This window comes from Sphingomonas sp. GC_Shp_3 (assembly GCF_026540945.1).
In the GTDB taxonomy this organism is placed as follows: Bacteria; Pseudomonadota; Alphaproteobacteria; order Sphingomonadales; family Sphingomonadaceae; genus Sphingomonas.
Map to the genome: position 1 here is coordinate 13854 of NZ_JALNUT010000017.1, position 21534 is coordinate 35387.

Annotated in this window: 18 protein-coding genes; 12 read left to right on the forward strand and 6 right to left on the reverse strand. The window is 59.6% G+C overall.

What is annotated here, in order from left to right:
* The first annotated feature begins 160 nt into the window (after positions 1-160).
* The 8 genes from OXR00_RS18875 (at position 161) to OXR00_RS18910 (ending at position 11198) form a co-directional block, all read left to right on the forward strand.
* Entirely contained in the window at positions 161-1558 is a 1398-nt protein-coding gene (locus OXR00_RS18875) for a HAMP domain-containing sensor histidine kinase (RefSeq protein WP_267389770.1), read from the forward strand.
* Positions 1559-1629: 71 nt separating this feature from the next.
* Complete coding sequence (locus tag OXR00_RS18880) at positions 1630-2352, forward strand: response regulator (protein WP_267389771.1); 723 nt, start codon at positions 1630-1632, stop codon at positions 2350-2352.
* A gap of 121 nt (positions 2353-2473) precedes the next feature.
* Positions 2474-3769: a DUF3500 domain-containing protein gene (locus OXR00_RS18885; RefSeq protein WP_267389772.1), complete on the forward strand. Its 1296-nt coding sequence runs from the start codon at positions 2474-2476 to the stop codon at positions 3767-3769.
* A 132-nt stretch (positions 3770-3901) separates the two neighbouring features.
* Entirely contained in the window at positions 3902-5047 is a 1146-nt protein-coding gene (locus tag OXR00_RS18890; RefSeq protein ID WP_267389773.1) for a HupE/UreJ family protein, read from the forward strand.
* Positions 5044-7110, forward strand: coding sequence for a TonB-dependent receptor (locus OXR00_RS18895; protein ID WP_267389774.1), 2067 nt, complete (start codon positions 5044-5046; stop codon positions 7108-7110). Before OXR00_RS18890 ends, OXR00_RS18895 begins: the two co-directional genes overlap by 4 nt.
* A 3-nt stretch (positions 7111-7113) precedes the next feature.
* Positions 7114-8925, forward strand: a complete 1812-nt coding sequence (locus tag OXR00_RS18900) for a DUF6065 family protein (protein ID WP_267389775.1) — start codon at positions 7114-7116, stop codon at positions 8923-8925.
* 240 nt (positions 8926-9165) lie between these two features.
* Positions 9166-9906 (forward strand): response regulator transcription factor, encoded by a 741-nt coding sequence (locus tag OXR00_RS18905; RefSeq protein ID WP_267389776.1) that lies wholly within the window; start codon positions 9166-9168, stop codon positions 9904-9906.
* Between the two features lie 2 nt (positions 9907-9908).
* Positions 9909-11198, forward strand: coding sequence for a HAMP domain-containing sensor histidine kinase (locus OXR00_RS18910; protein ID WP_267389777.1), 1290 nt, complete (start codon positions 9909-9911; stop codon positions 11196-11198).
* A 525-nt stretch (positions 11199-11723) separates the two neighbouring features.
* Here the strand turns inward: OXR00_RS18910 and OXR00_RS18915 are convergent.
* The 4 genes from OXR00_RS18915 to OXR00_RS18930 form a co-directional block, all read right to left on the reverse strand.
* Positions 11724-12590, reverse strand: coding sequence for a sterol desaturase family protein (locus OXR00_RS18915; RefSeq protein WP_267389778.1), 867 nt, complete (start codon positions 12588-12590; stop codon positions 11724-11726).
* Positions 12591-12981: 391 nt separating this feature from the next.
* A complete protein-coding gene (locus tag OXR00_RS18920) occupies positions 12982-13284 on the reverse strand; it encodes a hypothetical protein (protein WP_267389779.1) in 303 nt (100 codons plus the stop codon).
* Between the two features lie 19 nt (positions 13285-13303).
* Positions 13304-15220 carry a S53 family peptidase gene (locus OXR00_RS18925; protein WP_267389780.1) on the reverse strand — a complete coding sequence of 639 codons (1917 nt, stop codon included), beginning with the start codon at positions 15218-15220 and terminating at the stop codon, positions 13304-13306.
* A gap of 281 nt (positions 15221-15501) precedes the next feature.
* Positions 15502-16398 carry a S1/P1 nuclease gene (locus OXR00_RS18930; RefSeq protein ID WP_267389781.1) on the reverse strand — a complete coding sequence of 299 codons (897 nt, stop codon included), beginning with the start codon at positions 16396-16398 and terminating at the stop codon, positions 15502-15504.
* 121 nt (positions 16399-16519) lie between these two features.
* Here OXR00_RS18930 and OXR00_RS18935 point away from each other — a divergent pair, with 121 nt between their 5' ends.
* Positions 16520-16933 carry a DUF1778 domain-containing protein gene (locus OXR00_RS18935; protein WP_267389782.1) on the forward strand — a complete coding sequence of 138 codons (414 nt, stop codon included), beginning with the start codon at positions 16520-16522 and terminating at the stop codon, positions 16931-16933.
* Positions 16930-17484 carry a GNAT family N-acetyltransferase gene (locus OXR00_RS18940; RefSeq protein WP_267389784.1) on the forward strand — a complete coding sequence of 185 codons (555 nt, stop codon included), beginning with the start codon at positions 16930-16932 and terminating at the stop codon, positions 17482-17484. The genes OXR00_RS18935 and OXR00_RS18940 overlap by 4 nt, the downstream gene beginning before the upstream one ends.
* Before the next feature lie 48 nt (positions 17485-17532).
* Here OXR00_RS18940 and OXR00_RS18945 read toward each other — a convergent pair whose 3' ends face one another.
* Together OXR00_RS18945 and OXR00_RS18950 are read right to left on the reverse strand one after the other, a co-directional pair.
* Positions 17533-18063, reverse strand: a complete 531-nt coding sequence (locus OXR00_RS18945) for an ImmA/IrrE family metallo-endopeptidase (RefSeq protein ID WP_267389785.1) — start codon at positions 18061-18063, stop codon at positions 17533-17535.
* 475 nt (positions 18064-18538) lie between these two features.
* Positions 18539-18856 (reverse strand): hypothetical protein, encoded by a 318-nt coding sequence (locus OXR00_RS18950; RefSeq protein ID WP_267389786.1) that lies wholly within the window; start codon positions 18854-18856, stop codon positions 18539-18541.
* Between the two features lie 59 nt (positions 18857-18915).
* Between OXR00_RS18950 and OXR00_RS19860 the strand changes: the two genes are divergently transcribed.
* Positions 18916-20676 carry a ThiF family adenylyltransferase gene (locus OXR00_RS19860; RefSeq protein WP_267389787.1) on the forward strand — a complete coding sequence of 587 codons (1761 nt, stop codon included), beginning with the start codon at positions 18916-18918 and terminating at the stop codon, positions 20674-20676.
* Positions 20673-21164, forward strand: coding sequence for a Mov34/MPN/PAD-1 family protein (locus tag OXR00_RS18960; protein ID WP_267389788.1), 492 nt, complete (start codon positions 20673-20675; stop codon positions 21162-21164). Before OXR00_RS19860 ends, OXR00_RS18960 begins: the two co-directional genes overlap by 4 nt.
* The last annotated feature ends 370 nt before the right edge of the window (positions 21165-21534 follow it).

The window sequence follows — 21534 nt, forward strand, 5'->3', positions numbered from 1 at the left end:
TCGACGAAAGCCAATTGGCTTTGAACCAAATCCGGCGGAGCCGCCGATTGATTTTTTTGCTCCGCGCAGCTTAATGCCGTTGTAGCAGCGGGTGACATCCTTCGGCGGACAGGCGGTGATATGCAGCGCCAAACGACGATCAAGCCGAGGGAGCTTCCAAATGAATGTATCCTCGGCGTTGAGGAACAAATTGGGATCAGCAAGCCTCTTCGTTCGTCTTCTGATCTTTCTGTTTGCAACGGTGCTTTCGGCGCAGGCTGTCACCTTTGCCTTGGTGCTGGCAATGCCCGCTCCAACCCCATCAAACACGGCACTTTCCGATATCGTCCAGGCGTTACGAACCGGAGTGACCGGCAACGACCAATTGCGCATCACAACCGGTAAAATGCCGGCCGACAATTGGGTAGATCCGTCGGAACGGCGGATGAGCACGCGTGTGGCCGCGTTGATGCACGTACCGAACGATCGGGTCCGCGTCGTTTCGCTCAGATCTTTTTTTGGTGGTCCGCCTACCCACTCGGGCAAGCCTGAGCCGGACCATGTCCTGCTTCCGCTCTCCACCGGAGTTACAGAAGACGTCGATAAAGAAACTCCACGCGCAAACTTGATGATTGCAGAAACGGGTGCTGTAACGGGTCAGTTCGAGGCGGCCATACGCCTCGAAGACGGGCACTGGCGCCGCGTATCGCTTAAACGATTGCGGATTCAGGCGTGGCAGTGGGAGGTGTTACTTTGGCTTTTTGGGTCGACAGCAGTGATCGCGCCGTTCGCGTGGTTTTTCGCCAAGCGAATAGCCAATCCCATTGCTGCATTCGGCGCTGTTGCCCGGGAGGTTGGCCGTAACCCAACGACAGTGCCTATGCCGTTGCGCGGCCCGCCCGAGATCGTCGAAGCTTCTATTGCTCTGACCGACATGCAGCGGCAACTTTCCCGCTACGTCGAGGACCGCACCATGATGGTTGGTGCGATCGCTCACGATCTACGCACGCCGCTCATGCGTCTATCTCTCCGATTACAGAAGGTACCAGATGATATTCGCAAGGAGAGCGAGCAGGATATCGCGGAGATGCAAGCAATGGCGACAGCGGCGCTCTCATTCGTTCGGGATATTTCCGTGCGCACTGACCGGCATCGCCTCGCTCTTCGTTCCCTTATCGAAACGGTCGTTGACGAATTTATCGACCGCGAGGCGAACGTGGTGATCGACGCCGGGGATGATGCAACTGTTTATGCGGAGTTGAACGGTATCAAGCGGATGGTCACGAACATCATTGGCAACGCCGTCGCCTACGCCGGTAACGCGCGCGTACGCCTAACCGTGACAGAACTTGCAGCAATCGTCGAGGTGGAGGACGATGGACCCGGTGTGCCGCCAGCGGAGCTCGATCGGGTTTTCGATCCCTTCTACCGGGTCGAGCAATCCCGCAACCGGCACACCGGGGGCACTGGCCTCGGCCTTGCCAGTGCGCGCGCTGTCGCCAGAGCACATGGCGGCGATATTATTCTGTTGAACCGCGTCAGCGGCGGGTTATTGGCAACGGTCACTCTGCCGCTATGAGCAACAGCCGCGCCACAGATCCCGGTCGCGATCCTGGGCTGGCTGCACATACATCCGACCAAGCCCGCATCTTGATCGTCGATGACGATGACGGTATCCGAAAACTGCTTGCCGACTTTCTTGCACAGCATGGATATGCCGCAGCCACGGCTGCAAGTGCAGCCGATATGCGCGAAACGCTCGCTCGTGATCCAGTCGATCTGATCGTTCTAGACCTGATGATGCCGGGCGAAGATGGCATTACGGCGCTCCGCAGCCTTCAGGGGCCGGACGCACCTCTGGTCATCATGCTGTCTGCCTTCGGCACCGACGTCGATCGGATTGCCGGTTTGGAAATCGGTGCAGAGGACTTCGTCCAGAAACCCTGCAATCCACGAGAGCTGCTCGCCCGAATACGGGCTGTGTTGCGACGGCGGGATCGCGTGCGTGCCGTTACAGAACCGGTTTCAGCGATTTCTGCTGCGGCTGTGCTCCAGCGAAAAATATTCAGATTTGCAGGCTGGTCGTTGGACGCCACCACGCGTGTATTGTTCGATCCGAGCGACGCGATCGTCAACCTGTCCGATGGTGAGTTCCGGATGCTGCTGGCATTCGTCGAACGACCGCAGCGGGTTCTTACCCGTGACCAGCTGCTGGATTACGCGCTTGGCAGCGACAAAGAGCACTTTGACCGCGCGGTGGACGTGCTGATCAGCAGGTTGCGTCGGAAGATGGCTGGTAGGGTCGGTAGCCTCGAGCTGATACGAACTGTGCGCAGCGAAGGCTATTCGTTCGCTTCAGCGGTAACGCAATGATTACGCCAGTGATCAGCTTATCTGAGTGGCACTGTATGCGATTGTTGCAAGCATTGACATACTTAGAGCCAACCGAGACGGTAAAGCGATCTATGGCCCCAGGGCGAATAGGGAGGATATTATGCGTGTTTTAAAGACAACCGCGTCGCACCTGATTTTAGCATCGTTCCTCATGCTCGGGGCCTGCGGCGATGACTCAAGCAGTACGACGACTCCAACGCCCACCCCAACGCCTACGCCGACGCCTACTCCCACCCCGACACCCACCCCGACACCGACACCCACAACGTCGACCAACGGTGTCGGTACCGGTGTCAGCCAAGGCACTGGCACAGCTGCGGTCGTCGCGGCGGCCAACACTTTCCTCGGCACGCTCAGTTCGACGCAAACGACCGAAACCGACACTGCTGGCTCGACGAGCACCGTGCGGTTTACCCTCACGCGAGCTAACGCTATCCAGTGGACGAACCTGCCGGGCAATCGCCAAGGGTTGCGTCTTAATACATCGACGTTGACCACCGCGCAGCTGACTGCCGCCGAGAATCTGATGGCGACTGCGCTCAGCACAGCCGGCAAAACAACGCAGGATGAAATTCGCCGTGCCGACGATGTGCTTTCGAGCAGTCAGAGCGGCTATGGTTCGAGTCTGTATTCGATCGCCATCCTAGGCGCACCTTCGACGACGTCGCCCTGGATGTTGCAGATCGCTGGCCACCACCTTGCCTACAACATCATGTATAACTCGACCTACGTTTCTGGCTCGCCAGCGTTTCTTGGTGTGGAACCGCCGAACTGGGTCGTCACTTCGACCGGATCGGTGCTGGTCAACGGCTCGGTGTCGTCCTCGACCGCCGGGACGCAGCATGCGCCACTCGAAACGCAGCGGGTGGCGGTGTACAACCTTGCTCAGGCACTTCAGAACAACAGCACCTATGCATCTGGCGCTCTGCTAAGCGGAACGTATAATGACGTCGTTGCTGGAGCGAACAACAATACCGACAGCAATTTCGGTTCGCTCGCCTATCCGACCAGCAATCGGGGACTGCTTTACTCGAGTCTCGATTCCACCACCCAGAATTTGGTCAAGGCGTTGATCGAAGCGTATGTGAACACCCAACCGTCCGATCGGGCAAGTGCGCTGTTGGGGTTCTATGAAGGCGCAACGCCGCTCGCGACCACGTACGTGGGCTATGCCAAAGGTACCGGCGGTACGGCGGATTTCGGACCTTATCCATCGGGCACGACGAGCCAGCATTCCTACCTCCGCATCGATGGCCCGCGTATCTGGATCGAGTTCGTCGTCCAACAGGGTGTCATCTACAACGCGCAGGTCCATTATCACAGCATCTGGCGTGACAAGGTCGCTGATTACGGTGGCCAGTTCGGCAACGGATCGAGCAACTTCAGCGGATCCTAAATGACTTGTCTCTTGCGCTGGTGTGCGGCGCTGCTGCTCCTGGTCACAGGGGCGGCGGCGCTTGCGCACGCGTTGCCCGGCACGGCAGCGCTGCTCGATTTCCACCGCACAGATGTTGGGCTCGAACTCGACATGCCGCTCGATACCTTCGAGCTGGGTTTCAAACATCCGGTAATGGACCGGCCGTTCGATACGGTCGCGCGTTACCCTAAGGAGTTGCCTGCATATATTGCGGAGCACGTAAATCCGGTCGCTCCTGACGGGCGCCCCTGGACGGTGCGCGTCCAGTCTATGCACGTCGAAAACGGCGCGGACGTGCAGCATATCGATCTCGTCGCACACCTGATAATGACGCCTCCACCCGGCGCGCCAGTCCGCAAGTTTCGGTTCAACTATTCGGTCATTAACCATGAGGTTATGACGCACACCGTGCTGGTCTTCGCCCGCTCGGACTGGTCGAACGGCGTGTTCGGCGGCGATCCCCAGCTTCTTGGAACGGTACGGTGGCTAACCACCTATATCGACGTCAACCGCAACGAGGGTTCGTTCTGGAACGGCTTCGGTGCCGTATTCCGGCTCGGGATGGCCCACATCGCCGATGGCACCGATCACCTCCTGTTCCTGTTAGCCTTGCTGCTGCCAGCTCCATTGTTGCGCGAAGGCGGTCGACGCTGGGGCAGTTACATTGGCATCAAACCAACTTTCATCCGGCTGACCAAGCTGGTTACCGCCTTTACGCTTGGACATTCCCTGACGCTAATCATCGGCGCTTTCGGCAACATCGCGATCCCGACCACACCCGTGGAAGTGGCGATCGCCCTGTCGATTTTCGTATCGGCGCTGCATGCGTGGCGGCCGCTGCTGCATGGCCGTGAAGCGTGGGTCGCCGCAGGCTTCGGGCTGGTCCACGGTCTTGCCTTCAGCCAGGTGATCGCCGGAGGCGGCCTGGAAGGATGGAACAAGGCGGCAGCCGTTCTGGGCTTCAATCTCGGTATCGAGGTAGTGCAGCTTCTCGTCGTTGCAGTGGTCGTGCCATGGTTGATGCTCCTTGCCTGGTCAGGGCGGTACACGCCGATCCGGCTCGCGGGAGCGGTGTTTGCGGGTGTCGCATCGCTGGGCTGGGCGATCGAGCGGATAACCGGAACGCCGACCTTCATCTCCCCTGCGTTAGAGATGATCCGGCCTGCTGCACCTTGGCTGCTGGCGATCATTGCCATTGCAGCCGTCATTTTCGCTGGGCGAACCTATTTTGAGCGGCAGGGCAGCGCCGCTGCATGATGAACCGGGTGATGGAGGCGTTCGCCGTCTCCTCGCTGCTGGTCGCCGGACAGGCAGCGGCGCAGGAAACCGATCCCACACGCGATGAACGTCAAGATGCACGGGGTGACGGTGACATCGTCGTCTACGGCCGTGCCCTGCCGCAGATTGGCACCGCCAAGAGCGGGTCGGAAGGTACGGTCGGCTATGAGGACTTCGCCAACCGACCTGTGTCGCGCGTTGGCGAGCTGGCCGAGAATGTGCCCGGGCTGATTGCCACCCAGCATTCCGGCACTGGCAAGGCCAACCAATATTTCCTGCGCGGTTTCAACCTTGATCACGGCACCGACCTCGCAGGCTATGCCGACGGCGTGCCGATCAACATGCGCAGCCATGGCCACGGTCAGGGCTATCTCGACCTCAATTTCCTGATCCCGGAACTGGTCGAGCGGATCGATTATGCCAAGGGGCCTTACAGCGCCGAGGCGGGTGACTTCTCGGCGGCGGGCACGGTGCGCTTCAAGACGACCGATGCGCTGCCGCATCCGATCGCCGAGGCGACGGTCGGTAGTTACGGCTATGCGCGTGCGCTGGCAGCCGGCAGCCGCGCGGTCGGTGATGGCACGCTGCTGCTCGGCCTCGACGGTACGGCGTCGAACGGCCCATGGGTGCTTGACGAGAACCTACGCAAGATCAACGCCCTCGCCAAATACTCGCGAGGCACGGACGCATCCGGCTGGAGCATGAAGGTCAGCGGTTATCATGCCACCTGGAATTCGACGGATCAGGTGCCGCTGCGCTCGATCGAAAGCGGCGCAATTTCGCGGTACGGCTATATCGATCCGGACCTTGGCGGTCGGACCACCCGCCTCGACCTGACCGGCGAGTGGCATGATGGGGGTACACGGGGAAGCGCCTATGCGACCTACTACGACTTCGGTCTGACCTCAAACTTCACCTATTTCCTGAACGATCCGGTCAATGGCGATCAGTTCCAGCAAGCTGATCGGCGCGGGATTTTCGGGGGCTCACTGCGTCATGCGTTCAACGAGACGAAGCTACTCGGCTTGCCCGCAACCGTCACCGTTGGCGTAGATCTTCGCTACGACCTGATCGGCAAGGTCGGTCTTTACACCAGTACGGCCGGCGTCCGCACCGGGACGGTTAGGCAGGACCGTGTCGACGAGGCGAGCGGCAACATCTGGGCAGAGGTTGAAACGAAGCTTACGCCCTCGCTGCGGCTGACGCTCGGCGCCAATGCCGCGCTCTACGGCTACGACGTGCGCTCGAGCCTTGGCGCAAATAGCGGTTCGGGCAGCGACGCATTGCTCGCTCCCAAAGCGGCGCTGGCCTGGCGGGTCGCATCGCAGCTCGAGCTCTACGCCAATTATGGCGAGAGTTATCATTCCAATGACGCGCGCGGCGCGACGACGACGATTGACCCCGCGACCGGGGCTGCAACGGACCCGGTGCAACTGCTTGTCCGTGCACGCGGCCAGGAGATAGGCGCCCGTATTGAAACCGGTGCGATCAGTGTGACCCTCGTCGCTTATCACCTGACGCTGGGGTCCGAACTCGTGTTCGTCGGCGATGCTGGAATAACCGAGCCGAACGCCGCCTCGCGTCGATATGGCACGGAAGCGACGTTGTTCTGGCGCGTGGCTCCGACGCTGGTGCTGGACGCGCAAGGCGCGCTGACGAATGCCCGCTTCCGCGGCGTTGCCTCAGGCGAGAGTCGTATCCCCAACTCGGTCGCCAACGTCCTGTCGGGTGGTGCAACGTGGACGCCCGTTCCGGCACTCAGTCTGACGGCGCGACTGCGTCACTTCGGCGCCGCACCGCTCGTCGAGGACAACAGCGCGCGCTCCAATCCTACGACGCTGGTCAATGCCGGTGGCTATTTTACGATAGGCCACGTGCGTCTTGGGCTAGACCTGCTCAACGTCTTCAACAGCCGTGACGCCGACATCACCTATTACTATGCCTCCCGCCTACCCGGAGAGCCGAGCGAAGGCGTCGAGGATTATCATCTCCACCCGGTCGAGCCGCGGCAGGTCCGCGCCTCTCTCAGGTACAGCTTCTAGGGAATGACCATGGATCTGACATGTTATGTGCATCCATCCTGGGCGCCACGGCTCCGGCCGGCAGGATCGAAACGTGACTGGATGGATGCGACACCGGAACGCTATGCCTATCGCTGCCTGCCGCTTGCGATCGCGAACGCGCACGGCTGGGAGATCGGTAGTCCCTGCGGCTTTCGCGCGCGCTGGAACGGCGGCAAGGGCGCCGAGGCAGTCCAGCTCGAGTTCGACAAGGACGCGAGCCCCAATCACCGTCCGGTGTCCCTGTTCGGCGCTGGCACCATCACCTTTCACGTTGAAGCGCTATTCCGGACATCGCCAGGCTGGAACCTCTGGGTCAGCGGTCCGCCCAACGCCGCCAAGCATGGCTTGGCGCCGCTGGCAGGTGTAATCGAGACCGATTGGTCGCCTTATACCTTCACGATGAACTGGCGTTTCACAAAGCCCGGCGAGTGGGTACGCTTCGAGGAAGACGAGCCTTTCTGCTTCCTATTTCCGGTGCAGCGCGGCGTACTCGACGAGGTCGTCCCAGTCATCCGCCCGCTGTCAGAAGCGCCAGATCTCGACGACGCGTTTGCATCATGGAGTGCATCACGCGACGCATTTCAGGAGCATGTGCGGCGCACCAATCCATCTGCCCCTGCCGACAAGTGGCAGAAGCTGTACTACCGAGGCGTTGGCCCCGATGGCTCGGATGGACCGCCAGACCATCAATCCAAGCTCAGGCTCGCACCTTTCCAGGACGCTGAGGCAGGCCAGTGCCCGGTTTCCCATTCCGGCAAACCTGACGCGTTGATACGACCTGACAGCAAGCCCATCCCGGTTGCGCTCGCGACGCCGAAAATCGGCAAGAAGCCGGCGGTCGACGCGGAAACGCTTGCCTTCACCCTCCGCAATCTCGGTTTTGACGCGGCCCAACCTAAAGCGCCATCCCTGCCTGGACTTCCGAGCTTGTCCGCAAGCCGTCCGGCATCGCCGGTTTTGAAGCCGCTGCCCGTTGATGAACGCGCCGTCGGGCGAAAGGCTTGGCTGGCGCGTGTCGGTGCACGTCAGCGGGCGCTGAGCCCTGTGCCGACCTCAGTACCCCGGCTGCGCGATGTGTCGGCGGAGGCCTTCCTTGATCTGGCCTATGCAGCGCGGCGTCCGGTCGTGATCGAAGGTTTGGCGGCGGACTGGCCGGCCACTCGAAACTGGACGCCGGCGCGTCTCGCCAAAATCGTCGGCTCGACCGCGATTACCTATCAGGGCGGACGAGCCGATGCGCCTGACTTCGAACTGGCAAAGGATCGGCATACCCGTACGACCCCGTTTGATCGTTACATTGCTTCCGTCACCGAAGGTGCGGGCGGCAATGACGCCTATATCACCGCCTACAACAGCGACGCCAACCGCGCTGCGCTGGGGCCGCTGATGCGCGATCTCGCCCCTGTCCCATACCTTCAGGGTGGCGAGGGTATGATGTGGATCGGCCCTGAGGGCACGTTCACGCCCCTTCATCACGATCTCACCAACAACCTTCTAGTTCAAATCGTCGGTCGTAAGCGGCTTTATCTGCTCGCGCCGGAGGAGACGTATCGCCTGGCAAACACCCGGCACGTGTTCAGCGACGTCCACGACATCGAGGATGAAGCCTATCTGACGCGCTATCCGGCAGCGCGGCAGGCGCGCGCACTCGTCGCTGACATCGGACCCGGCGATGCGCTCTACATCCCGGTTGGATGGTGGCATCAGGTCCGCTCGCTGAGCTTCAGTGTGATGCTGACCTACACCGATTTCCTCTGGCCCAACGACGCGCACATCGATTTTCCCAACGAATAGAACTTACCTGTCGCTTGGATATTGAAGCGACAATCCTAGCCGCCGGTCAAAATCTATGGCTCTGGACTTCACATCCGAGAAAGCAATCCTCGGATATGACCCTTCTACGCGTCAGGGTCATTTTAATCGCTTCGTGCCGAATCTCAGCTCATTCGATCCGCGTTGCAGTGCGACATCGTCTATCGAGATAGGTTGCATCGGTGAAATATGACGGATACGCACCGCTGATACCAAGTCGAGATGCTTCAGCTCGCCGAATTTATGGATCCCCACACCCGCCTGCTCATCGTGGATGACGATCCCGGTATTCGGGAACTCACCGCCGCATTCCTGAGCGGGCACGGTTACCGCGTCGACACCGCAGAGAGTGGAGCTGACATGCGCCGCGCTCTCGCGCTGAATAGCTATGCTTTGATCGTCCTGGACGTGATGATGCCCGATGAGGATGGGCTTACCATACTGCGCTCGCTGGATCGCGCGAGCAGCCCTCCCGTGATTATTTTATCCGTGATCGGGCAAGACATTGACCGCATCGTTGGCCTCGAACTCGGGGCGGACGACTACATCGCCAAACCGGCTAACCCGCGCGAGTTGCTGGCTCGCATCCGCTCGGTCCTACGCCGAGAGGCGGTACGTTCAGGCCCGGTAACACAAGAATCCACTCGCACCTGGCAACGGTTCGCGGGTTGGCGCTTCGACCCGATTGGCCGTGAGCTCATCGACCCCGACGACGTAATGATAAACCTCTCGGACGGCGAGTTTCGCTTGCTGATCGTGTTGGTCGAACGATCGCGTCGGGTGCTGACGCGCGATCAGCTGCTTGACCTTTCGCGCGGAAGCAACGCCGAGCATTTTGACCGCGCGATCGACGTTCAGATCAGCCGCCTGCGTAAAAAGCTGCAACGTGACGGGGCCGAGGATCTGATCCGTACCGTGCGCAATGAAGGCTACCTCTTCGCAGCCGAGGTGACTTCGCGATGAGGTTGCGCGGGAACGGTGGTAGTCCCATTGCGGTTTCAATCTTCGCTCTTGTGATCGGCGCGGTGCTTGTGGCCGCTATGATCTGCTTCGCGATCACGTTCAGCGGACCGCCCCCCAAGGATAGGTCGCGCGGGTTGGAGAGCATCGCGGCTGCCCTGCGTACCGGCCATCAGCCTGCCGATCCTGGGCCTGCATTACAGATTTCGGCGCGCGCAACACCGCCTGCTTCACCGGACCTGCGAGAAGACGCAGCGCTCGCCGGCCGGCTTGCTGGTTTGCTCGACACCTCTGCCGAGCGCATCGTGGTTCTGGTTGATCCTGGTCCACACCTGTTCCAGAACACGTTGACCCTCAGGTTTGTCGCTGCATGGCGGATCGGAGATCGATGGCGGGTTGTTGAGGATCAACCTCCGCGGTTCCTGACGCACTGGCATTGGCTGACGCTCGGCGCGATGCTCATCGCGGTCGCTTTGTTGGCGCTCCCGACATGGTGGTTCGCGCGGGCAATCTCACGCCCTTTACGCGAAATTGCTGAACGTGCCGCAACAGCCCGTCCCGGCGTGCCGCTCACGACCTTGCCGGCGGCTGGCCCAATTGAGGTGCGCCAGCTCTCCCGGGCGGTAATCCGCATGCACGACCGCCTGACCCGGTACGCTGAAGGACGTACGATCATGTTGGCCGCCATCGCGCACGATCTTGGCACGCCTTTGTCGCGGCTCGCCTTCTGGGTCGAACAACTTCCGGACGCCGCTCGTATGAGAGCGGTCGCAGATATCGAGGAGATGCGGGCGATGATCGCAGCCGTCCTGCGGCTTGCCCGCGACGAAGCCGCTAGCAGCGTCGACGTCCGGATTGATCTTGGTAGCCTGCTTGATAGTCTTGTAGAGGATATGGCGGTAGCTGGTGCTGCCGTATCTCTCATGGTCGGTCCACGTGCGGTGATGCGCGGGGATCCACGGGCTCTTCGTCGTCTTTTTACGAACCTGATCGAAAACGCGCTGCGCTTCGGCGAATGCGCCCTGCTGCGCTGGGAGACGTCGCCAACGCGGGTGGAGGTTACGATTGACGATCATGGCCCTGGCTTTGATCCCGCGAGTGCGGACCGCCTGTTCGAGCCGTTCGTGCGCGGTGATCCATCCCGTAATCGCGCGACTGGCGGCACCGGCCTTGGCTTGGCGATCGTGCGCTCGATCGCAGAGGCGCATGGGGGAACCGTTGCCTTGCTCAATTATGATGGAGGTGGGCGGGTGATTGTTTCGTTTGCGCTTTCCGACGGAAATATTTCGAAATAGCGTTGCAACTTAGCGGGGTGAATACAGTCGCGTTGCCGTAGCCGGCACCCGGTCAAGTTGCTGCCTTGTATCTTGACCGAATGCCGAGATTGCCGGGAAGCGCCGAATGTCCGACATACGGACACTACGGTCTTCCCGGTCATTTCAATGATGCCTTATGTGACGGCCCTGGCCGTATCGACTTCGAAGACGCTTGCGCTACCAAGCTGCCTTTCCGCTCACGACCAGCGTTACATGTGTCGTACCGAACCTGCCCGAGGTCGTTCCGACTGCTTCTACGGCAGCCGCTGTTGCTGCGCATTCTCGAAATTAACGGCTTCGTCCCAAGTCACACCGTTCGAAGCGGCAATGCAGAGGTCGTTCGCTTTTCGCGCGCTTGGCGGTACCGCCGATTTCACCAGAACGTCTTTGTCTTGAGGTGGTGGACTGCCGTCCGGCTGCTTCTCATTTTGATAGCGGACGGTGCTTACGGGCTGTTTGCACGGCCGTTACCTCAGCATCACTGTAAGCGTCAGGTCGGGATCATCACGCAGAGGCATCGACCTTTTCCCACGATGCCGCACTGGATAGACCGCCCCGACCAGTATAGCCGGCGAGCGAAGCGGTTGAGGGTCCAGGCAAATCGGCTGCGCTTCCAATATTTGAACTGGCTGGTTTCGTCGCTCTTTGATACCGAGCAGGCAGATCCCACCACTCGCGCAGGGTGTTCGGCTGCAAAACCTCGGCTAGGCCGACCGCTGGCCAATCGTTAGCTTCTGGAAAACGGCAGGTTCCAAATAACTGATCCCACAATGTCGTGAACGCTCCGAAATTTTTATCGAAATGTTGGGGTTCTAGAGAATGATGGATGCGGTGGAATCGATTGTCTGCAAAAAACATCCGCAGCGGTCCGAAGTTGAACCGCGTCGGGGAATGAATCCAGACAGTATGTAGCCATAGCACAAGATTAACGAAAGGTATCTGTGGACCCGTATCCACTACAACCAAGCTCATTGGTATCTGCACAAGTATCAACGACATAAACCCTTCGCTGACATGGTGGTAGGAGTTCACCGCGTTCAATTCTTGTATTGAGTGGTGAACCGCGTGCCATCTCCAGAACCAACAATGCTGTGCACGATGATACAAATAGAAGATGAGGTATTGAAACAGCGCACCTACTAAAATCACCAATGGAACAGTAAAAATCCGAGACCATGAGGATGCTGCTAATACTGGAAGGGTATACATGGGATATACATGAAAGTAGTTCCATGTCAGCTCAAGTGCCGTCGAGAAAAGAGCTCCTGTAACAACCAGAACTATCCAGTAAGCTACCCCGATCCAACGTCCGCGCAGTGATTGCTCTTCGCGGGAGTTCAAAATTTCACATATTGTGAGGATCGTCAGCACCGTTGTCCACCCGAAAAGGTCGCGAGTCGACTACCGAACGGCTGCTTTTCCCCACGTGACGCAGAAATTCTAAGTTTTGCGACAATGGGTGCAGATGCATCTCGCTCCTCTTGAGCTTATGTCGCAAAAGTCTGTTTCTAAATAGGATAATTTTGGTGCAGTTCTGCGACACGCAGATTGTCAGGATCTTAGGCTGGCCCCTTCGCCGCCCATCCAAGTACTGCCCGGCCATGCCAAGCTGGGTGCCAGACCCTTCTATACGAGATGCGCTGCCGAAGTGGATGCGCAACGCGACTAGTCTGTCGACCGGCTGCCGATGATCGCCAAACCGTTTGGTGACCTGATGTGAGTAGTCTTGGCCGGTGATTGCTGTGAAGATATTCCAAGAACGTCAAAAGCGATCGATACCGGCGGCTACAGCGGCGATCAGGAGGCAGACTAGTGACATGGCAGCTGCCGAGCTTCCTGGTCCAGCTATGTTGAACGATGTTGCCAGGGTTCCTGTCGAGTCAATCAGCTTGTCGAGCGGCGCCTGCCGCAATTGAAATGACCCATCCTTGTCCTCTTTTTTTGGAGACAATGGGCTGAAGGCCTGTCGGATCATCGCGATGTTGCTTACCACCACGACGGCCAAGAATAGTACCCAGTTAGCTGCACTGAGCACCAGCGCGAAGATCACGACGGTGTGAATCATTGAGCGCTCCCTCCCATCGTCACCGCAACAAGGCTGCAACCTGATCGACGGTCTCCACCACGTGCTGGTACTGGCCGGCAACGACAATCTCGGTACCTGGCGCATTCTGCGGGAGCGCCGCCCGCACAGAGACGATGGCTGCAGCGTTCAGGTACACAGCCGTGCCGCTGCGACTGGTCAGCTCGATGAACCGCTCCGCAGGTCCGATCCGATCGAGCAAACGCGCGATTGTCTCCTGCGTGAACAGGTACCCGGCACCATATTCCACTTTAGTCGCATCGGGTTCCCCGTCGGCGACGGATGCTCGAATGCGGTAGATAGAGCCGACCGAAATCAGCACCGCACTGCTGTCCAGGCCGATAATTCTAAATAGACTGCCGGCAAGTGGGTAGGCAACCGCAACTGGCGGTTGCACCGTTACGCCAAACAGCTTCTCGAGTTGCTGCCCGTTGGGCGAGCCGAGCCCCGTGCACGGATCCCAGCCTCGCGCTGCTTCGTAGCCGACAGAGCCTGACCGGTTATCGCCATTGGTAACGTCGTGACAAGCGGAGGGCGTTCCGTAGAGCGCGGTCTGAATGGTGCCTACCGGCGCGCTGCGGCGCGCATTCAGCCCCGCAATGATGCCTGCCCACAGCGGGGCAACAGCGCTGGTTCCACCGATCAGGCCCGTCTGTCCGCCGGTCACGATGCGATAGCCACTGTCGGGATCAGCATCGCCTGCGACATCAGGCACCCCGCGTCCGCCCTTGGACGTGCTGGACGCAGGCACCTCGGCGCTGGCCTGATAGTCGGGCTTGGGAAACAGGGCGCTGACGCCCCCACCGGTGCCGCCCCCGTTGCTTTTCCACACCGTCTCGCCACGACGCTTGCCCGCCGTTGCGGTCAGGTGCGTACCGCCGCAGCCGAGGACCAGGGGATCGGAGGCCGGGTAGTCGACGTGCGCCTTTCCGTCGCTCACGCCATCGGTGGCCAGTGAGTCACCGGATGCCGCAGTGACAGTAACGCCAAGCATTGCCGCATCCCGGAACGCCGCCGACATTGCCGCGATCCCCTGACCGGTCCAACCGCTCTCGGGCCCACCCCAGCTGATCGATAGAACCGAGGGCCTGTTCGTCTCGTCGTGCACCGCCTGACTGATCGCGTCGACGAAGCCTTGGTTGGTGTTTGGCGCAAAATAGACGGCGATTTTGGCACCTGGTGCGACACCGCCCGCTACCTGGATGTCGAGCGCCACCTCGCCGTTCGCGCCACTTGCGTCGACAGGGTTGTTGGATGCTCCATCAACTCCAATTGCGACGATGTCCGGCACAGCAAGGCCCATCGCTTGGAACGCAGCTTGGTTGTCAGCATCGGTATAGCCGCCGCCAAGCTCAATGATGCCGATGCACTGGTCCGTCGCTTTCCAGTTACCGAGACCATAGACGGCCGCCACCTCCGTTGGCAGGAAGCCGTGTGGCAAGTTCGTCCCACGGTGTGGCACGAACTTGGGTGTTGCGATCGGGGTGGTATCCAGGCCGAGCACGGCCAAAACGGCAGATGCAAGCTCGCCGGGCAGGCTTAGCGTGCCTTCCCGTCCGCGATAGCTCACGCCGTCGCGTTCGTACTGATGCAGCTCCGTCCCGAACGCCGCTTCCAGCACCGACGCAGGACCGCGCAGTTTTATCAGCCGTTGCGTAGCATCGGTTTCGACGATCTCGAGCCCTGCCTGGATAGCAAAGGCAGTAACGGCAGCAATATTCTCCGCCTGAGCTTCTTTTCGTAGCTGTCGCAGAGTCGCACGCGAGTGCACTGGTCCGGCCGCAAGGGACCCATCCTCATTAGGGCGGAGATATACGCTGATCGTGATTGGATCGTCGCCGGTAACGCGACCGGTCGACTGCATATCCCGCGGCGCCATGCGCTCGCTGCCGGCTAAGATCTGACGATTGTCAGGCATGGCATTTCCTCTCATTGGATTGCAGGCGGTCAACGCCTGCGGGACATCATTTGATGCTTGCCGCTCGCACATGAAACGGCCAGCGGATCTTCACGCCTTGCGGCGGATCGACCAGATCAGCGCCGACAGGCTGGTGACTACGGCAGCGACGCCGAGCAGAGCGGATTCAGACAACACGATCATAGACCGACTCCTTTCAGAGCCAATCTTGTTCTCTATATGTTCCAACATTGAAAGCGTTATTTTCACTCATGTACTGCCGTTACCGGTCGCCGTGTTCATCACGGCACGTATGATGCAACCGTGACCGGCACGGCCGCCAGTGCCCGGTTTAGTACCACTCCAAGCCGCACGCCTGCCCGCTCGAGTTGTACGGCTGCGGCCGCTTTCGCGCGTTCGGCATAGCCGGACGGCAGGGGAATTGGCGCAGCGTCCTGCTGACAGCTAGGCGGCGCGCCAATCGTGTACGCCGTCGAGCGGGCAACCTGAAACGCCTCCTGCGCCCAATCTGACGGCGAACCTTGCTGCCACTGTTGGCGCTGTGCCGGCGTGACATTTGCACGAAGTTCTATCGCGACCTGCGCTGGATCTGTCCCTAACTCTTCAACGACGGCTGTGTCCCAATAGGCGTGAAGGTTTTGCGTGCGCTGTCCGCCTAAATTGAGGAGCACGCAGTTGCCGCCCCTGTCGTGATTGTCCGACGCGTGCAGCGGCTGGTGGAGGTCGCCGACAAAGTGGAGCAGATACTTGAGCGCGAGCAGCCGCTCAGCCGGAGCGGTGCCGGATGCTGAAAGCTCGGCCGCAAACTCCTGCACCTTGTCGACGACGCAATCCTGAGCCGGACCAGCACTCGCTGGTTGGTCAGGGGCGGGGTGACTGAAACAGGCGGCATCGAGATCCGGGTGGTCGAGTTCGGTATCGACGAAATGCCACTGCGCCGTCTCACGGTGTCCATGGCTGCGGTAAACGTCCGCCCAGGTCGCTTCGCTTGCCATGTCGTGTCCGGTCAGCGGGTCGGCGTCGGTGGCGAGCAGCGCGTCAACCTTGCCGCGCACGTCCGGAGTCAGCTCGGCGCGGGCGATGTCAGCCACGACCTGGTGCCCCTCAAAGCCCCAGGCGAGTGCCGACTGTGGCAGCAGCGTGGCAGAAGCGACGAACACGGAGACGAGGTGCTTCATAGGCCGTGCATGCCAGCCCGCTATGACAGGCTTAAGACAAGCGGCGTCGGCCTTTGACTCGTTTTGGAGGGTACGACACCTATCCGCGTATAAGCGAGGTAAAGCACATTATCATACATAGATGGCAGGGGAAGGGCCGGTAGCGACCGGATTGAACGGCTTTCAACCTTTTGTTGAATTGTACGCCACTAAGGCGTACATAGGAAACAGATTGATGAGGTGTGCCATGCTAGGCTTTCAGGATCAGGTCGGCGCCGTTGAAGAGCGTAGCAGTGAGCGGATGAACTTCCGCACTAAGCCGCGCATCAAACACGCCATTCAACAGGCCGCCGCCCTGTCGGGTGTGGACGATTCCGTCTTCACGATGAACGCGGCCTATCGGTCAGCAATGGAGACAATCGCGGCGCATGAGCGTACCAGCTTGCTGCCGGTCGACCATGCTAGCTTCTTTGCCGCGCTCGATACGCCGCCGGCACCCACCGATCGGCTGCGGACCGCCTTCGCGCGCCATCGCGAGACGATCACCAACAGGTGACAACGGCCGAGGACGCAAAGCCCAACATCATAGAGCCGCTCGATCCCACAAAGCACGATCGAGCGGCCTTTTCCTGTGGCATCACGCAGGTTGATAACTTCTTCCGTCGGACCGCAAACAAGCTTGCCAAAGCCGACAACGTTCGCACGTTCGTGATGGTCAGCCCGACCGGTGAGCTGATCGGCTTCTACGCCACCAACGCCCACGCGATTGATTACACCGAGCTGCCGGAGCGGTTCGCCCGTAACCGCCCTGCCCATGGCAGCATCCCGGCGGCCTATATCTCGATGATTGGCGTTGATAGCCGGTTCCAAAGGCAGGGCTACGGTGGCGATCTGCTGGTGGATTGCCTGACGCGCTTGGCCAGCGCGGCCAATGCGCTGGGCATCGCCGTCGTCATGCTCGACGTGCTCGACTGCGGCGATCCTGAGAGGGTGGCGAGGCGCTTAGCCCTCTACACCAGCTATGGCTTTGAGCTGCTGCCGTCCAACGGCTTACGGCTGTTTCTGCCGATAGCAACAATTCGGATGCTCACTAATGACCGAGACTGATAGCGTTCGGACATAGAAGCTATTTAGAGATTGTTGGGCATTTATAGCTCAAAACGGACGAAATCTCGAATATTCATTCGATAATCTCAAAGACATCGCATGAGAACTAACATCGAACGTTCTAGCCAAATCCGCAACCATCTCATCGTTGCTTAGCGCTGCGCTTGCATTTAAAGCATTTAGAAATGATGTCGGCATAAGCAGGCAAGCTGCAAAGAAGTTCGCTTCAACCTCTTCCACATCGGTTGCTTCAGATGACCTTCTGTCTCGGTACTTTACTCTGAAATCAATATCAGAGTGACTTTCCAAGTCTCTATGAAGAAGAAAATGTCCCAGCTCATGCGCTAATGTGAAACGCTGTCGCGTGGGAGCGTGATTTCTATTTACCCCAATGATAGCACCACCTGCCTTCCGGGCCATCAGCCCAGAAACTTCTCCTAAATCACCCTGACGTAGCTCGATCCCAAACCCCCTAATCATATCTCGCACGGGCACTGGAGGGGTTGTTACTTCAAATCGTGTCAGCAGTGTGCCGACTAACTGCTTTATTCCCGCGTAACGGACACGTTTCGTGCTCATGTCGCTGAAGCATCCTCAGCAGGATCAAGAAGGCCGATCAGCGACTTCACGCCTTTGCTGCGACGTCCCCGCGCATTTGGTCGATCAGTATCCTCAGGCAACAATTCGGCTGCCGCGACACCAACCACTCGGGCAACCTCATAAAGGCTCGAAACCGAGAGCGGCTGTCGTCCACATTCGATGTTGGTAACCGAAGTCCGAGACAGAGAGAGGGCCTCCGCTAACGCAGCCTGGGACAAGCCCACCGCCAACCTATGGCGGCGTATGGACGCGCCCAACGCCTCGCTCAATTGATCTGCCGCCATTCCGACTCCTTTCGCGTAAAATATCCTCAACAGCACGAATGTCAATCTCACTAACATGTTGGTATCACAAACATATTAATTATTTGTTTCCTTGGTTGACCTTGCGGATTGCCGAAGCCATATTCAGCCCTCCACCGAATCGGAGAACATATATGGAAGACCCAACACCCTCAGACCGTATCGAACGTGACGCGGAGGAGATTGCGCGCGCGGCAGCGGACGCGCGTGAACAGCGTGAGACTGAACTTGGCGCAGGCTCCAAGGTGAAGTCGATCGAAGCTGAAATCGCGAAGCTTGCGCACGAGCGCGATGAAGCTGCGGCTACACGCGACAAGGCGCACGAAGCCATTGTGCAGGATGAGCACCGCATCGCGGATGCGGATCGAGACATGCGCGATGCTCTGGGCAACGGACAGGGCACTGGTGGCCCGTCTAACCCACCTAGTGGCGGGCATCCGGGTGGTCCGCCGAGCCAGTCGCCTGGTCAATCGCCGAACCCACCGCTCCCATCTAGTCCTCCTCCTCACCGCCCGGTGGGCTAACCTGCGTGACCACCCTTCCTTCACCCGACTGGTGGATACGCTGGCCTGATCGCTACCGGGATGAACTGGCGGCGTTCGAACGCCGAGGGGCGTCAGTTATTAAGCAGACGAAGCGCAACGGGCTGGTCCTCCTTGAAGTGGACTGGCCCGTTGATGGCAGCACCGTTCGGCTGCGGGTCGGCTACTCCCCGCTCCATCCGTTTTGTCGGCCCGCGGTGGCCGCGCCCGATCTATCTCTTGATCGTCATCAAAATCCGTTCTCACGCGCACTCTGCCTGCTGACACAAGACAGCGGGCAATGGACGGGGCGCGAACACGTAGCCGATCTGATCGACGTGCAATTTCCCAGCATAGGTCGTGCGATTGGCGCTCGCAAACGAGGCGAGTGGGAAGAGGCCGGTGCCGTCGAGGAACAGGCGCCTGACCCGATCACCACTTACTACCTCGACCAAGCGGAAGCTCACTCCGCAATCTTCTTCCCCGGTGACCTGCGGACGCCCACAGCGTCGTTCGGCAAAGCTAACTTTTTGTGCCAAAACCGTTCTATCTTAGGCGACCCGCAGCCATTCGAAGCGGTGCTAAGCAAGGTGTCCCCTGCAACCGGAACTTGGCTTAGTAATGCATACGATTTACCCCAGCGCTTGGGCCAAGCAGCAGCGATCACAGGGCGCTGGGTACGTCTTCCACTGCCACTTCCGAACCACCCTAAGCGCCTCCTCGAGCTCGCCGATGCCGAAATCGATCGCCTCATTGGTCCATCAGCCGGCATGCGAACCGATTTTGCTGCCATCGCTGACCAGCAACTGTCGATAACCGGCATCTTGGTGCAGGAAGAAACCGGCTATGGACCGGACCGCACGGGTGACGGCTGGCTATTCTTGGCAAGCCGAGGCCGGCCCGGAAAGCGCCATGAAGTAGCGATCATTGCCGGACATCGCGTCTCCGAAGATATGTTCTCCCGCCTGCCTATCGCCGGCGCCTTGCGTGATAAGAAGGCTCTACTGGTCGGCTGCGGCGCGATAGGAGCGCCCGCTCTGTTGGAGCTGGCACGGGCCGGCTGGGGACAGGTCACCTTCCTCGACTACGATCGCGTTGAACCAGGCAACACGGTTCGTTGGCCGCTAGGACGAGCCGCGTGGGGGTTGCCGAAGGTTACAGCACTCCACGAGTTCTTGGTCAGGAACTATCCCTTCACGAAGGCGATCGCCATGAACGGGCAAGTGGGCGCGGCAACAACTGACGTGGATTTAGCTGCAAAAGCGACACGCAATCCGATTGTCGATCTAAGGCAGGCGATTTTGGACGCAGACGTTATCATCGACGCATCAGCAGCCACCGAATGCCAACAGGCTCTCGCTTTCCTGGCCCGCGATCTGGGCAGGCCACTCGTAGTCGGCTACGCGACTGAGGGCGTTGCGGGCGGAGTGGTAGCACGTTTTCCGGTGGGCTCGCCGGCTTGCTTGGTCTGCCTGCACGAACACTGGGCAGACGGCACTCTACCCAAACCGGCAGTGGATGAGGCGGGAACAGTTCTTCCGGTCGGTTGCAACGCACCGACCTTCACCGGCGGCGCATTCGATCTCCAAGAGGTGTCTCTGGAAATCGTAAGAAGCGCTGTAGGAATGGTCGCCCCTGACGCTTACGATAAGGGGGGTTGGCAATTGGCGACCCTGACGCTCCGCGACGGGGATCGGCGCGTGCTGCCCATCTGGCACGCAGATGCGATCCCCCTTCATCCTCGTTGCGGATGCGCAGCGGCAGCATGACTATTTGGATTTCAGAGGCGGTATGGGATGCAATGCGAAAAGAGGGGGAGAGACTTCACCCACTCGAAACCGGAGGCATGCTACTCGGGTGGCGTGACGGCGAGGATCGTGTTGTCACTGGCATGGTAGGCGCTGGCCCCGCAGCAAAGCACGGGCGATTTGCGTTTCTTCCAGACCATGATTGGCAAATAAAGCAGCTTCGAGAAGCCTTCCAAACGACAGCAGGTGACCTTGACTATCTTGGCGATTGGCACACTCACCCGGACGGAATCGCCGCGATGAGTGCTTTAGATCATAAAACCTTTCGCTGCATCGCCAAACAGGTACGAAAACCAGCTATGCTGATTGCCGCTGGTGGACCAGGCAAATGGGTGGCAACAGCATGGGTTTGGTCTGGGGGACAATTGCTTCGCCGTGCCACACCGACAAAGCATGAGGTAAAACACCTGCGCGTACCTCTAGAATGGCCTGAGACCATCCTGACCTGATCCGTATGAAAGAAGACACCTTTACCTTGGCCGTAGTAGGTACAACCAACAATTCAGCCGAGGCAGCTTAGGCTTCAAAAAGTCACGACTTAAAGCTCAACACCTAGCCCTTAACCGTCGTCTGAATTACCGGAGGGGCATCGGCAGGACGTGCTTACGATCCAATTCTCGGACGTCGCTAGACCCGCTGACAGAAGGCGAGATCGGTACAAACTCAGCTCCCATCCGCCGCGCAAGCCGCTCGGCGGCCCACGTCGTTTCGTCTGCACCTCGGCGAGCGGATGATCCAAGACGGTCGTCTTTCACGGGCTTCCTCCTCCTTCGCCAAACGCATTTGATGGCATATACGTTCATTGCGGTAGATACAACA